This is a genomic window from Mycobacterium sp. ST-F2, assembly GCF_001905655.1.
In the GTDB taxonomy this organism is placed as follows: domain Bacteria; phylum Actinomycetota; class Actinomycetes; order Mycobacteriales; family Mycobacteriaceae; genus Mycobacterium.
On the sequence record NZ_JMHT01000071.1, the window covers coordinates 1 to 13,233 of the forward strand.

Annotated in this window: 15 protein-coding genes and 1 pseudogene; 8 read left to right on the forward strand and 8 right to left on the reverse strand. The window is 65.0% G+C overall.

Annotation, left to right across the window (positions count from 1 at the left end; genetic code table 11):
• The 3 genes from EB75_RS23660 to EB75_RS23665 all read left to right on the forward strand — a co-directional run.
• On the forward strand, positions 1-617 hold a 617-nt coding region (locus EB75_RS23660), incomplete at its 5' end, for a TLP1 C-terminal extension domain-containing protein (RefSeq protein WP_502689391.1).
• Between the two features lie 140 nt (positions 618-757).
• Entirely contained in the window at positions 758-940 is a 183-nt protein-coding gene (locus tag EB75_RS28990; protein ID WP_142239786.1) for a hypothetical protein, read from the forward strand.
• 74 nt (positions 941-1,014) lie between these two features.
• The gene (locus EB75_RS23665) at positions 1,015-1,383 is read left to right on the forward strand and encodes a DUF4345 domain-containing protein (protein WP_073697704.1); all 369 of its coding nucleotides are present in this window, start codon (positions 1,015-1,017) and stop codon (positions 1,381-1,383) included.
• A gap of 74 nt (positions 1,384-1,457) precedes the next feature.
• Here EB75_RS23665 and EB75_RS30310 read toward each other — a convergent pair whose 3' ends face one another.
• Both EB75_RS30310 and EB75_RS23675 read right to left on the reverse strand, forming a co-directional pair.
• Positions 1,458-2,573, reverse strand: coding sequence for an Rv3169 family protein (locus EB75_RS30310; protein ID WP_073697705.1), 1,116 nt, complete (start codon positions 2,571-2,573; stop codon positions 1,458-1,460).
• Positions 2,573-3,730, reverse strand: a complete 1,158-nt coding sequence (locus EB75_RS23675) for a phosphotransferase family protein (protein WP_073697706.1) — start codon at positions 3,728-3,730, stop codon at positions 2,573-2,575. Before EB75_RS23675 ends, EB75_RS30310 begins: the two co-directional genes overlap by 1 nt.
• A gap of 44 nt (positions 3,731-3,774) precedes the next feature.
• Here EB75_RS23675 and EB75_RS23680 point away from each other — a divergent pair, with 44 nt between their 5' ends.
• The 3 genes from EB75_RS23680 (at position 3,775) to EB75_RS23690 (ending at position 5,978) form a co-directional block, all read left to right on the forward strand.
• Positions 3,775-4,383, forward strand: coding sequence for a TetR/AcrR family transcriptional regulator (locus EB75_RS23680; RefSeq protein WP_073697707.1), 609 nt, complete (start codon positions 3,775-3,777; stop codon positions 4,381-4,383).
• A gap of 542 nt (positions 4,384-4,925) precedes the next feature.
• Positions 4,926-5,450 carry a hypothetical protein gene (locus tag EB75_RS23685; RefSeq protein ID WP_073697708.1) on the forward strand — a complete coding sequence of 175 codons (525 nt, stop codon included), beginning with the start codon at positions 4,926-4,928 and terminating at the stop codon, positions 5,448-5,450.
• Positions 5,451-5,489: 39 nt separating this feature from the next.
• Entirely contained in the window at positions 5,490-5,978 is a 489-nt protein-coding gene (locus EB75_RS23690) for an MBOE_33420 family protein (protein ID WP_142239787.1), read from the forward strand.
• Between the two features lie 33 nt (positions 5,979-6,011).
• On the opposite strand, the gene EB75_RS23695 is transcribed toward EB75_RS23690, so the two are convergent.
• Positions 6,012-6,455 (reverse strand): hypothetical protein, encoded by a 444-nt coding sequence (locus EB75_RS23695; protein ID WP_073697709.1) that lies wholly within the window; start codon positions 6,453-6,455, stop codon positions 6,012-6,014.
• Between the two features lie 66 nt (positions 6,456-6,521).
• Positions 6,522-7,922: a MocR-like pyridoxine biosynthesis transcription factor PdxR gene (pdxR, locus tag EB75_RS23700; protein WP_073697710.1), complete on the reverse strand. Its 1,401-nt coding sequence runs from the start codon at positions 7,920-7,922 to the stop codon at positions 6,522-6,524.
• 123 nt (positions 7,923-8,045) lie between these two features.
• On the opposite strand from pdxR, the gene EB75_RS23705 reads away from it, so the two are divergent.
• Entirely contained in the window at positions 8,046-8,582 is a 537-nt protein-coding gene (locus EB75_RS23705; protein WP_286150306.1) for a carboxymuconolactone decarboxylase family protein, read from the forward strand.
• 20 nt (positions 8,583-8,602) lie between these two features.
• Here the strand turns inward: EB75_RS23705 and EB75_RS23710 are convergent, their stop codons facing one another.
• The 4 genes from EB75_RS23710 to EB75_RS23725 all read right to left on the reverse strand — a co-directional run bounded on the left by EB75_RS23710 (position 8,603) and on the right by EB75_RS23725 (position 11,961).
• A complete protein-coding gene (locus EB75_RS23710) occupies positions 8,603-9,172 on the reverse strand; it encodes a nitroreductase family protein (protein WP_073697712.1) in 570 nt (189 codons plus the stop codon).
• Positions 9,173-9,227: 55 nt separating this feature from the next.
• On the reverse strand, positions 9,228-10,868 hold the full coding sequence (qcrB, locus tag EB75_RS23715; RefSeq protein WP_073697716.1) for a cytochrome bc1 complex cytochrome b subunit: 1,641 nt from the start codon (positions 10,866-10,868) through the stop codon (positions 9,228-9,230).
• 119 nt (positions 10,869-10,987) lie between these two features.
• A complete protein-coding gene (locus tag EB75_RS23720; protein ID WP_073697713.1) occupies positions 10,988-11,482 on the reverse strand; it encodes a polyketide cyclase in 495 nt (164 codons plus the stop codon).
• Positions 11,479-11,961: a hypothetical protein gene (locus EB75_RS23725; protein ID WP_142239788.1), complete on the reverse strand. Its 483-nt coding sequence runs from the start codon at positions 11,959-11,961 to the stop codon at positions 11,479-11,481. The genes EB75_RS23720 and EB75_RS23725 overlap by 4 nt, the downstream gene beginning before the upstream one ends.
• A gap of 279 nt (positions 11,962-12,240) precedes the next feature.
• Between EB75_RS23725 and EB75_RS23730 the strand changes: the two are divergent.
• Positions 12,241-13,182: pseudogene (locus EB75_RS23730) on the forward strand (IS256 family transposase); the annotation flags it as partial.
• Positions 13,183-13,233 lie beyond the last annotated feature (51 nt).

The window sequence follows — 13,233 nt, forward strand, 5'->3', positions numbered from 1 at the left end:
GGTCGCCGGCCATTCGCATCGCGGGCCGCCGGGTGCTGGAGCTGACGGGCTTCGGTGTCGATGACGTCGACGCGGTGGACGTGTATTCGTGTTTCCCGTCGGCGGTGCAAGTGGCCGCGCGTGAGCTGGGTTTGGCGCTCGATGATCCGCAGCGGCCGCTGACCGTCACCGGTGGGCTCACCTTCGCCGGTGGCCCGTGGAACAACTACGTCACCCATTCGATCGCGACCATGGCCGAGCGGCTGGCCGCCCATCCCGGTCAGGTCGGGCTGATCACCGCCAACGGCGGGTATCTGACCAAGCACAGCTTCGGGGTTTACAGCACCGAGCCGCCGGTACATGAATTCCGTTGGGCGGATGTGCAATCGGAGGTCGATGCGGAGCCGACGGTGACGGCCGAGGACGACTGGTCGGGCACTGGGACCGTCGAGGCCTGGACGACGCCGGTGACGCGCGAGGGCGCTCCGGAGAAGGTGTTCGTCGCGGTCCGCACACCCACCGGCAGCCGGGCACTGGCGGTGATCACCGATGCCTCGCAGGCCGAGGCCAGCACCCGCGAGGACCTCGCGGGCGCCACCGTGACCGTCAAGCCGGACGGGACGGCCGGGCTGGAATAAGCCCACAGCGAACAACGACCTGCCGCGGGGAATAGATCGGCGACCTTCGTCGCTGAACGTGAGCACTAGTGCCGACGTTGCCCCGTCGCCGAGAGGTGCGATCTCAAAAGCATTGTCGGAGTTCGTGAAGGGATACCGCGATGGCTACCAACTCTGCTTCTGTTGGCTTCCACCCCGCCGCGGCCGCGATGCACTGGTGGTCGGACATGACCACCGCGTTCGTGACCCGGATGCGTCTGGCCGCCAAGGTGCGCCAGCCGGAGACTTTTCGCCACAGGGCGTTCGAACAAGCCGCCACCGAACGCGAAATGTGGCGGCTCTGAGTCGTTTCGCCTGACCGCGCAGCTCGCATGAGCCATGCTGGTTGCCTCCCCGCGATCAGGAGGTAGCGGTGTCAGTGGTTTCGAGCGTCGTCGTCGGCGTCAATGCGGTGTTCTTTGCGGGCATGGGCCTGCGGGCCCTGGCCGCCCCGGCGGAGATGTTGCGACCGTTCGGAATCACGTTGGGCGAAGCGGCATCTCGGGCCGAGGTGCGGGCGGTCTACGGTGGTTTCGGGTTGGCCATCGCGGCGGTCCTGGGATACGCCATCGCGGCGCCGGAGCAGGTCCGTACCGGCATCGTGCTCACAGTGAGCGTCGCGTTACTCGGTATGGCATTCGGGCGTGTGGTGTCCGCGGTCGCCGGTGACCGAACGTCGTTCTACCCCAACTGGTTCTACGGTCTGGTCGAGGTGCTGCTCGCCGCGTCTCTGTGGTGGGCCGGCTAGCGTCGCCAAAGACAAATGTTCCCCGATACGCCGTTGTATCGGGGAACATTCCTGTTTGCTCCTGGAGAGCAAAACTAGGGGGCCATGGTCAGCCAGTCCGGGAAGCCCGACGGATCGTGGCGGCCCAGGGCGCCGTGCTCGAACAGGCCCCAGCCTTCGGCCGGCGGCTTGTTGCCCTCATGGCACACCGCACGGCCGACGTGGTCGATGACGCCGAAGCCGGAACGCGCGATGATCGCCGGATCGGTCATGTCGTAGGTGAGTCGCTCGGTGAACTTCTCGCCCTTCCACGTGCCGTGCAGCCAGTCGGCGTCGCCGCCGTAGCCGCCACCCACGTGGATCGGCACGGGCAGCTTGGACTCCACGTCGAAGCGGACCGGGGTGCCGTCCAACGCGGTCGCCTCGATGGTGGCGCCGGTGGGGATGCGGGTACCGGAGACGTAGTGGATCTTCACGCGCGGCCAGCCGAGCTGCTCGACGCGGCCGTCCTTCCAGACGCGGCTGCAGTCGTTGAGCGAGCGGAAGCCGTCGGGGGCCTCCTGGATGATCATCACGAGCGAGAACTCTTCGAACGCGAGCGGTACGTACAGCCACCACATGCCCTCGAAAGGCGGATCTGCCGGCCGGCCCGCCGGCTCGGCCTCACCGACAGGGCGGATGCCCCACGACCGGTCACGCGAACCGATCCAGGTGTCTGGGCTGACCGTGATGTCTTCGCCGTCGATGGCGAGGGTGCCGCTCCAGGAACCCAATTGGGCGAAGCGCTGCGCATTCAGCGTGACGCGGTTGCCCTGCCGCATGATGTGCGGCTGCTCCTGCACGACGTCGAACAGACCGTTCCACGTGAGGTCGGCGGCGATACCCTCGGTCTCGTCGAGCACGATGCGTACCTGGTGCAGCGGGTCGGTGACCTCGATGCGGTAGCCGACGACGTGCTGGTTCAGCCGGTCCTGGTCGATGGCGTCGGACAGGTGGACTGCGGTCTGCGTGTCGCCACGGCGGACCAGGAAGTAGGCGTCCTTGACGCCCAGGTTGGGGTAGTAGCCCATGCCGGTGATGACGAAGATGTCGCCGGTGCGGTCGTGCGCGTTGAAGTAGCAGCGGTCGTAGAAATTCCGGTCGCTGGACCCGGGCCAGGCGATCGGCTGCGGGACCTGGTGAATCGGGTATTCGTCCATGGGGCCGAGCATTATGCGGTTCCTTCCAGGAGCTTCTCCAGCAGAGACTTGTGGTAGAACAGCGACTCGAGATCGTCGGGCTGTTCCATCTCGCCGAAGTGGACGCGGCGGTGGCCGGTGCGCATGAACACACAGCACCACACGACGGCGGAGTAGATGTAGAACCAGTGCAGGTCGCCGACCTCGACGCCGGTGTATTGCTTGTAGGCCGCGCGCACGTCCTCTTCGCGCAGCACGTCCGGCAGGCCGGGCAGCCCGGCCAGGCCGCACAGCTCCTGGAACACCTTGTGCGCGAAGATGATCCACGAGACGTCGAACTCACGCGGACCAACGGTGGCCATCTCCCAGTCCAGTACGGCGGACGGCCGGAAGTCCTGGTACATCACGTTGCCGATGCGCGAATCACCCCACACCAGAACGGATTCCGATGCCGCGACGTCTTCCGGGAAGTTCTCCTCCAACCAGACGAGGGCGCGCTCGACCAGCGGCGAGCGGCCGAGGCCCGACGCCGCGTACTGGTACCAGTCCTTGAGCCAACCGAAGTGGCGGCGCAGCGCGGTGTCACCGGGCGGGTCGATCTCCTGGAGGAAGCTGAAGGTCTTGGCGGCATCGGGGATGGAGTGCAGCTTGGCGATGGCCTCGACGGTGCTGTCCTGCAGCGTGCGCTGCTGCTCCGGGGTGGCGTCGGCGAACCAGTTGCCACCGAAGGTGTACGGCATCACGTCGGGCGGAACCACACCGTCGACACAGTCCATCAGGAAGAACGGCGAGCCGAGCACCTCGCCGGTGTTCTCCAGCCACCGGACGCGGGGGACCGGGACGTCGGTGAGCTCGCCGGCCAGGCGCATGACGTCGAACTGGTGGTCCAGGCGGTAGGAGGAGAAGACGGGGATGTCTTCTGTGGTCGGGGCGACCCTGACAACCCACTTCTGCTCGACCGGCGTGCCGTCCTCGGTCCAGCGGCCGGTGATAATGATTGTCTCCGAGGACATTCCGTTGGAGTCGACGCCGCTCTCGACGGTGATCTCGGGCTTGATGCCGCCTTCCATCACCGTGGACAGCCACTGTGACAGGATGTCCGGAACTGTTGTCACGTCACGGCTGGAGCGCTGAATATGGTCGACGTTCGTTTCGACCGTGACGGAGCTGTCCGCCGGTTGGTTCGGCACTGAACCTTCCTTCCCGAGATAATTACGATACGATGCGTAGCGTTATGAAATCAGACCTGCAACCCGTTGACAAGCCCTCTGGCGCTGGTCGGCCTCGCGATCCGCGGATCGATGCCGCGGTGTTGACCGCGGCCGCCGAGTTGCTGCCTGAAGTCGGCTACGCCAATCTCACGATGGCGGCCATCGCAGACCGTGCAGGTACGACCAAGACGGCGCTGTACCGCCGCTGGTCGAGCAAAGCCGAGTTGGTGCACGAGGCGGCGTTCCCCACCGCGCCGAGCGCGCTGACCACCCCGGAAGGGGACATCGTCGGCGATATCCGCGCCATGATCGCCGCCGCGCGCGACGTGTTCACCAGCCCGGCCGTGCGGGCGGCGCTACCCGGGTTGATGGCGGACATGGGCGCCGACGAGGAGCTGAACGCGCGGGTCGTCGCGCGCTTCCATGGACTGTTCGATGTGGTGCGGGTCCGGCTGGAGCACGGCATCGAGCGCGGCGAGGTGCAGGCCGACGTCAAGCCTGAACGCCTCATCGAAATCATCGGTGGCGCAACGATGTTGCGGATGCTGTTGCATCCGGAAAGTGAGCTCGACGAGCTCTGGGTCGACGAGACGGCGGCCATCGTCACGCACGGTGTGATCAACGGAGGTTGACGGTTTCCGGACGCCCGTGGGCGCCGGCGTCTTCGATCACCTTGCTGCAGCCTTCCCGTGTGGGACGGCGATCCCACTGCTGAGTGCATTCGCCGTGGACGCCTTCGCGCGGTTGTCTCGCCAGGCCGGTCAACCAGTGTGAGCTAGATCACCGTTCGGTTCTGCCGCCGATTCCCGACTACACCTTTGGACAGGGAATGTGGTCATGGGTGATTTCTCTCCGATGCCGGTGACGCTTGCGCCGCCGGCGTTCGGACCATCCGCGACTGGCGAAAGCCCTTGCCGCCAAGGGCTGAGTGAGCCGCCGGTGTGACCAGAGGGAACGAGGGGGACACGATGTTTCGTGACATGCCGAGGATTCTGCGATGTCTCGCATCGGTACCGATGCTGTTCTGGGCGGCGATCACGGCTGCCACTCGTAAACCGGGAGAAACAGCTGACCGGAGAAGTTCACGGAATCCGGGGCAACACTTCGCCGACGATCCGTGGGTGGATTGAACTGCATCGGCCCGTTGCCATATTTGGCTGTGGAAAGAGGGGGCATGGCCGCACGAACGGCAACGAACAAGCTGCTGTGCGACACTCTGATCGCACCCGACCGCGGCATCGTGGTAATTGAAGATGCTGGGACGCAAGGAAATACGGGTACCTACGTACAGGCCGATAGCGAGCCCGAGCCCGAGCAGGTGCAGCTGGCACTGTGGGTACGGACCATGAGTGCCGACGAATGCGACGCCGTCGGCCGGCAGATCAGGGTTCGCGTGTTCTCCGGCTCGGACACCGGAGAACTGGGTGTCCGAGCATTTGATGGCCACCTCAACATCGCCAGCGGACTGTTGGCCATCGGCCATCGCCGTAACCCCGACCGTCAATTGGTGGTCGGCCCCTCGGGTGTGATTGGCGTCAGCGTGTTCGTGGGCAACGACGTCGACGCTATCCGTTGTGGCGACTCTGGCATCGGTTGCCCGCCGTCAGGTCCTAGCGAGGTCGCCTTGCTGCTGCACGGAGATGCCTGGCACACCTACACATTGCGCAACGCGGGCGCCCGGTGGCAATTCCGATATTAGATCGACCGCAGAGCTCCGGGCATTGTGCTATTCAAAGTCATGCTGCCGAAAATTTGTGCGCTACCTGCGTTGGTGCTGATGGTAACGGCTCCGTTGGCGCACGCCGATCGCGCGGAACCGGTGCCGCTCTACGGGAGCTATGACACCTTTCTCGATCATTCGCGTCAGACGTTCAACGGCCGTCCGGATACCTCGGACCCGTCGACTCAGGCGGCCTCGTTCAGGACAGTGTGCGACGGCGCCGGGTGCGTTGCGCACTGGCTGAGAGTGACTGAGCTCAAAGAGAATCCGAACGCGCCGGCACTGTTCGACTACCGGTGGGCGGGGGACCGGTGGGAGTCCTCGGGCGACTATCCGTTCCATTGCGGACCGGGCGGCGCCGCGGTGACGGCGTTCCGGTCGGATTTCCTGAAGCCCAACGGCGACGGCAGTTTCACCGGCGAGCGGACGTTCAGTGTGGCCGCGCCGGGCTGCCCCGGTGATGGAGCCGGTACTTACTGGCTGCCGTTCACGTTGACCCCGACGTAGTCGGCACGTGTGGTGTGTCCGAGATGGGAGCGTCTATCGGTAGAGCGACTGCTGCAGTAGGTGCGCTTGCGACTGGCCGCGACGTTTCTGCCTTGCCTCTGATCGCCGCCCGGAGATCAGGGCGGCCACCCCGGCAATCGCCAGCAGCGTGAGCGCCGGGATGTCGAAGGCCGGCCTGCCGCCGAGGTTTCGGTCGATAAAGTGCGACACGACATGCAGTGCTTCGAACGCGATGAAGCCACCGAGCGCTACCTCCGCGGGTGACCGCCGTGCCGCGGCGAGCAGCATCGCGACTCCGACGCCGATCTGCAGCACCCCGGCGTCATGCAGGAAATGGCGGTTGTAGGGCTCGAAAGGCGCGAGCACCTCGAAGAAGGACATCGGTGCGACGAACGCCCAAATGCCCAGGACCAGCGTGATCAAGCCGAGGACCGCGCAGGTGGCCAACACGATCCGCAACGATGTCTGCGTCGTCATTCTTCGAGGCTAGGCGTGTATTGGCCCAGGGTCAGGCGCCACTTTGCGGCCGGTAATGGGTACCACTTAGTCGCGCCTGCTGACGGCGGTGGCGATCGCCCGTACCCCGGAGTCGATCTGCGATTCCGTCAGGTTGGCGTAGCCGAGGATCAATCCCGGTGGGGCGCAGGCGGGTTCGGTGTAGCACCAGGACAACGGATCGATGCGCACGCGCTGGTCTGCGGCCCGGTGCACGACGTCGTCGATCTGGCAGTCGGCTGGCAGGTGCACGGTGAGGTGGACGCCCGCGGCGGCTCCGAGCACCGTGGCTTCGGGTAGATGCTGGCGCAGTGCCCGCAGCAGGGAGTTGCGGCGGCCCAGGTAGCGGCGGCGCATGAGCCGTAGATGCCGGTCGTAGTCGCCCGAACGCAGCAGGTTGGCGAAGGCGAGCTGATCCATGACCGAGCTGCCGGTGTCGGCAAGGCCTTTCGCCGACACCACGGGGCCGACGAGATCCGCGGGCAGCACCATCCAGCCGAGCCGCAGGCCCGGGGCCAACGTCTTGCTCACCGAGCCGAGGTAGATGACGCGGTCAGGGGCCAGGGCATGCAACGCGCCGACGGGTGCGCGGTCGTAGCGGTATTCGGCGTCGTAGTCGTCCTCGATGACGAGATTGCCTGCGCGCGCCCATTCGAGCAGCGCGGTGCGACGGGCGGGCGACAGCACGACCCCGGTAGGGGACTGGTGCGCCGGGGTCGCCAGCACGGCCGTTGCTGCGGTGTTGGCGAGCGCCGTCACATCGAGTCCGTCGTCGTCGACCGGGATGGGCAACGGCTCGATGCTGTGATGGCGAAAAACCATGCGGTGCAACCAGAAACCGGGGTTCTCCATCGCAACAGCGCGATGTTGCAGCACATGAGCCAGCAGTGCGATGGCCTGTGTGGCACCGGAACACAACACGACACGATGCGGATCGGCCCGCACGCCCCGGGTGCGTCGCAGATAGTCCGACACCGCGGCGCGGGCATCGGGCAGACCCTTGGGTGACACATATCCGAGCGACTGGGACTCTGCGGAGGACAGCCCCTGGCGCAATGCGCGTAACCAACTGTGCCGAGGGAAACTCGAAAGGTCGGGCACGCCGGGTGCGAAGTCTATGTCGAATGTCCGGCGGTCCGCGTGCGGCGGCTGCGACGCCCCGGTGGTGGTGTCGACGGCGGTAACCGTTGTGCCAGAACCCTGTTGGCTCTGCAGGAAGCCCTCGGCGACGAGCTGGCTGTACGCGTCGACGACGAGCCGTCGGGACACCTGGAGGTCCGCGGCGAGCACGCGGCTGGACGGCAGCCGGGTTTGCGGTGCGAGGCGGCCGGTCCGGATGGCGTCACGCAGGCCGTCGGCCAGCTGGCGATGCAGCGCGACGGCGCCACTGGTCCGGTCCAGCTCGATGAGGAGCTCTGGACCGGAAGTGGTACCCGATTCACTCGAAATATTGGTTCCTAACCTGTGACCAGTGGCGACCTAACATGAAGCTATACCCCAGCCGCCGGCCCGCTGGTGAGAAATCGAGGAGAACGCATCGTGAGGATCCTGAAGCGCATCTGGGTTCACCTCTTGGTCCTGTCCAAGTCCCGTGAAAATCGTTGGGACCTGCCGGGATGGCTGATCCGGCGCCCGCTCATTGCTGCGGCGAACGGACTTTACGAAACAGCGCTGCTGTTGAGTGGCCGGGCACCCACGGAACTCAAGCTGCTCGCCGGCATCAAGGCCGCGATGCTCACCCACTGCGAATTCTGCATCGACATCTCGGACACTCTCGGCCGCCATGAGGGATTCTCCGAAGAGAAGTTGATTGCGTTGGTCAACTACCGCGACAGCGACCAGTTCACGCATCTGGAGAAGCTGTGCATTCAATTCGCCGAAGAGATGTCGCGCACGCCGGCCATCATTTCCGACGGGTTGCGTGAGGAGCTCCTCACGCATCTGACCAAGGGGCAGCTGATGGAGATCGCTGCCGAAATCGCCTGGGAGAACCAGCGTGGCCGGCTCAACCAGGGCCTTGGTATCAGGCCGATGGACACGGCGGGCGGGACCGTCTGCCTGATCCCTGAGCCGGGGACCCGCAGTGGCGCAGATGATTCCGTTGCCTGAAGTCTGGCCCATGGACGCTATTACGCACTGGCCCAGGTGATTTCGCGTCGCGACAGCCGGGCGCGGCGTGGGGCCGGTTCCGTGTTGTCGTCTGACGCCGGGCCGGCTACACCCAAGGCCGTCATCGACGTCACCTCCCACTCGGCCGGGACATCGAACTCGCGCGCGACTGCTTCACGATCGAACGCCCGGAACTGGTGTGCACCGAGCCCCATGACCAGTCCCTGAATCGTCATGTGGGCCACCGCTTGTCCGAGGTCGTACCGCGCGAACTCGGAGAATTCCCAGTCCGTGTCTTCGACGAGGATGTGAGCCAGGTTCACCACCAGCAGCGAGGCATCGAGCGCCCACCGAGCTGAACTGGGCGCCAGGTGATTGGCGATCCGCTGGTGTATCGGGTCGTCGCGGCGTCCCACGATGAACATCCAGGGTTGGGAGTTCCCCGCCGAAGGCGTCAGCCGGGCAGCGTCGAGCAGTACGTCGACCTGCGCGTCGCTCAGGTTCGCGGTCCGATCGAAGGACACCGGACTGAACCGTTCGGCCAGGAGGGGGTGGACTCCAGTCGCCGCGGCATTCTCACACTCGGTCACCTCAGCATCATGAGCGGAAATGCCTTATTTCACAACCAATGTGGCCCGCCAGAGACTAGTGGTGCTCGTTGGGCGAGATCTCGTCCTGGTACTCCTTGATGGCGGTGAGTGCCTTGTGCTCGGCGGCGTGTTCGGCGTCGGCGAGGGCGGCCTGTTCGGCGGCTGAGTCGGCGAACAGGAAGCTGCCGGTGCCGGGGGAGCCGGCGGATCCGAGCTTGTTCATGCGCTTGGGCAGTGCGGCGCCCTGGTATTCCAGCGGGATGGGGTGGCCGTGGTCGTCGACCGGGCCCAGGGGCTGGTGCAGTTCGATGTAGGCGCCGTGCGGCAGTCGTTTGAGGATGCCGGTTTCGATGCCGTGTTCGAGGACGGCGCGGTCGCTGCGTTGCAGGCCTACACACCAGCGGTAGGTGAGGTAGTAGACGATGGCGGGCAGGACGACCATGCCGATGCGGCCGATCCAGGTGGTGGCGTTCAGGGAGATGTCGAATTTCAGTGCGATGATGTCGTTCATCGCGGCGAGGGTGAGCACCATGTAGAACGCGATGGCCATGGCACCGATGGCGGTGCGCACGGGTACGTCACGCGGACGCTGCAGCAGGTTGTGGTGCGCGTGATCGCCCGTCACCTTCGCTTCGATGAAGGGATACGCGATGAGCAGCGTGAAGACCAGACCCATGATCAACGCCACCGCGACCGCGGCGGGGATGGTGTGGCCGAAGGGGTAGAACTCCCACGCCGGCCAGATACGGGCCAGGCCTTCGGTCCACATCATGTAGAAGTCGGGCTGGCTACCGGCGGAGACCTGCGAGGGCTTGTAGGGGCCCAGTTCCCAGATCGGGTTGATCTGCAGCAGACCGCCCATGATGCCCAGGATGCCGGTGACCATTGCGAAGAACGCACCCGATTTGAAGGCGAACACCGGCATGACGCGCACACCGACGACGTTCTTCTCGGTACGGCCGGCAGCCGGAAACTGGGTGTGCTTGCCGAACCACAACAGGATCAGGTGGGTGGTCACGAGGCCCAAAATGATTGCGGGAATGATCAATACGTGTAACGCGTACATGCGCGGGATGATGCTTTGGCCCGGGAAATCGCCGCTGAACAGGGCCCAGTGCATCCAGGTGCCGATGACCGGAATGCCCAGGGTGATCGAGGACAGCGCGGCGCGCAGACCGATACCGGAGAGCAGGTCGTCGGGCAGCGAGTAGCCGAAGTAACCCTCGAACATGGCCAGGATCAGCAGCAGTGTGCCTGTCACCCAACTGGCTTCCCTTGGGCGGCGGAAGGCGCCCGTGAAGAACACCCGCGCCATGTGCACCATGATCGACGCGGCGAACATCAATGCGGCCCAGTGGTGAATCTGGCGGACCAACAGGCCGCCGCGGACCTCGAACGAGATCTCCAGGGCCGACTCGTAGGCCCGCGACATCTGCACACCACGCAGCGGCTGGTAGACGCCGTTGTAAGTGACTTCAGCCATCGACGGGTCGAAGAACAGAGTCAGGTACACGCCGGTGAGCAGTAGTACAACGAAGCTGTACATGGCGATCTCACCGAGCAGGAAGGACCAGTGCGTCGGGAAGACCTTGTTCAACTGCCGGCGTACCGCCCCTGATGGGTGGTATCGCGAGTCGATGGCATTGCCTTGGGCAGCAGAGGGATTCGACGCCCGTGCCTGTCGTTGAATTCGCATGACCGCGCCGACCTTCATGTCGTGCCTCCTTTGCGATGAACGCCCTACCTTTGAGATGCATCTGGAGTGCGTTTTGTGACAGGTCCACGCTGTGACCTGCATCACACAACAGGTGTCCGCTACTTTTCGGCGAGCTGCTTGAAGTTGAGTAGCTGCCGCCGCGCCATCACGAGATCGCCCACGCTGAGCAGGGGTGCGGCAAGTCGCCACGACTGTGGCGCAGCGACTTTCAACACCAGTCGAGTTCGGTCGTTGTCGATCGGTGTCAGCTGATACGACATGTGCGCCCCGATGATCTGCGCCGTCAACTGAACCTCATGGTCCACCGAGAGCACCTTGCCGAGTGGCCGTCCGGCGCTGGCGGTGAACGGATCACCGGGCCGCGGGTCGGGTAGGACGCGCAGGTCGCGTGGCGATTCCCGGCCCAGGTTGTCGATCCAGTCGTAGGAGTACGGCGCCAGTCGTACCTGAACTAGCCACGGCCACAGGCGGTCTGGTGTCGTATTCACCGTCACGCCGCGCCACGCTTCGAGCGACGGTCTGGGGATGTACCTGTCGCATCCGTACGGTGCGCGAGTCTCCGCGTCGGTGACGCCCCAGCGGTCCCCGATCATCGGGTGACCGTCTTCTTCATCAGGTAGGGCGCCACCGTGCGGTGGATGGGTCCGATGGTCCGCCAGACTGCTGCCGCCGCCCGGCGGCGCTTGTAGTGGAGTGCGGTGATGAGTTGGCCCGTTTCGGCATCGGTTCGCCGCAGGATCAGGGTTCCGCTCATCAGCGGCGAATCGGCAACCAGGTGGACCAGATCCGGCGTCGACTCCACGATGCGCCAGCCCAGGATGTGGTCTGGTGAGTCCGCCGGCGCAAGGTGGAACAGCAGGAACGCCTTGTGTGCGAATCGAATTCCCTCACGAAGGAGGGTCCCGGACTGCTCGAGCGCCTCGCGTGCGAGGTCCTCGGGTGTCCGCGTGTCGGATTCCGCGACGGTGACTTCGAAGACGTCGAGGTAGTCGGCTCGCTTGACCTGCGCGGGTAAGGGCGCACTGGCCAGGCTCACCTGGCGCGCATGTCCAACCGCTAGCCTCGTCGCCATATCTACGAGGCTAGGCACTTATTGGCCGCTCGTCAGGGGCCAGTTTCGCGGCGGAACCGGGTACCACTCGGCGGACGCTGCACTCCGAACGCAAATTCAACGAGCCCGGGGCCCGTGAGACGGCAGCGATCGTCACGCATGGTGCCGGTGCACCGTGGAACTGTCACCGACGTCCTGATGCATCACACAATGTCCGACACTTCAAACCCTGTCGGGAGTGTCGCAATAACGGTGTAAGTGGCCTTACAGCCCCCGGTGTGTCGGGGGCGGAAAGGTCACCTGATGATCGAGACTGTCGTGGCTGTGGAGCCACCGCAGAATGACCAAGACGATCCCGCTCCGGCGGCGATTGATATCCCGCGCAGCCGAGAGGTTGACGAACTCGAAGTCGCCCGCGAGCTGGTGCGCCAAGCTCGCGAAGCCGGTGTTGCACTGACCGGCCCAGGTGGACTGCTCAAAGCGATGACCAAAACGGTCATCGAAACCGCCTTGGACGAAGAGCTCTCTGAGCACCTCGGCTATGACCGCCATGACCCGGTTGGTTACGGAAGTGGCAACTCCCGCAACGGAACCCGCTCCAAGACCGTACTCACTGACTCGTGCGGCAGCATCGAGATCGACGTGCCGCGTGATCGGGCCGGCACCTTCGAACCGCATATCGTCAAGAAGCGTCAACGTCGCCTCACCGACGTCGACGAGGTGATCCTGTCGCTGTATGCCCGCGGACTCACTACAGGCGAGATCAGCGCCCATTTCGCCGACATCTACGGCGCTGAAGTCTCTAAGGACACCATCAGTCGGATCACCGATCGGGTCGTGGAGGAGATGACGGCCTGGCACACCCGCCCGCTGGAACGCGTGTACGCCGCGGTGTTCATCGACGCCCTGCACGTCAAGATCCGCGACGGCCAGGTCGGCCCCAGGCCGATCTACGCGGCCATCGGGGTGGACCTGGCCGGCCACCGCGACGTGCTCGGCATGTGGGCCGGTGAGGGCGACGGCGAATCAGCCAAGTACTGGCTGTCGGTGCTCACCGAACTCAAGAACCGCGGTGTGGCCGACATCTTCTTCCTGGTCTGCGACGGACTCAAGGGACTGCCGCAATCAGTCGGAGCGGCGTTCCCCGATACCGTGGTCCAAACGTGTGTCATCCACCTGATCCGCGGCACGTTCCGTTACGCCGGACGCCAGCACCGTGATGCGATCGCCAAGGCGATCAAGCTGAACCGCCCCAGGTTTGATGCCGCTGCTGTTTGAGTCCGGAAGGATGAG

Coding starts and splice junctions, on each gene's coding strand:
- EB75_RS28990 (WP_142239786.1), top strand. CDS start 758: ATGGCTACCAACTCTGCTTCTGTTGGCTTCCACCCCGCCGCGGCCGCG.
- EB75_RS30310 (WP_073697705.1), bottom strand. CDS start 2,573: ATGCTCGGCCCCATGGACGAATACCCGATTCACCAGGTCCCGCAGCCG.
- EB75_RS23680 (WP_073697707.1), top strand. CDS start 3,775: ATGAAATCAGACCTGCAACCCGTTGACAAGCCCTCTGGCGCTGGTCGG.
- EB75_RS23685 (WP_073697708.1), top strand. CDS start 4,926: ATGGCCGCACGAACGGCAACGAACAAGCTGCTGTGCGACACTCTGATC.
- EB75_RS23690 (WP_142239787.1), top strand. CDS start 5,490: ATGCTGCCGAAAATTTGTGCGCTACCTGCGTTGGTGCTGATGGTAACG.
- EB75_RS23695 (WP_073697709.1), bottom strand. CDS start 6,455: ATGACGACGCAGACATCGTTGCGGATCGTGTTGGCCACCTGCGCGGTC.
- qcrB (WP_073697716.1), bottom strand. CDS start 10,868: ATGCGAATTCAACGACAGGCACGGGCGTCGAATCCCTCTGCTGCCCAA.
- EB75_RS23720 (WP_073697713.1), bottom strand. CDS start 11,482: ATGATCGGGGACCGCTGGGGCGTCACCGACGCGGAGACTCGCGCACCG.
- EB75_RS23725 (WP_142239788.1), bottom strand. CDS start 11,961: ATGGCGACGAGGCTAGCGGTTGGACATGCGCGCCAGGTGAGCCTGGCC.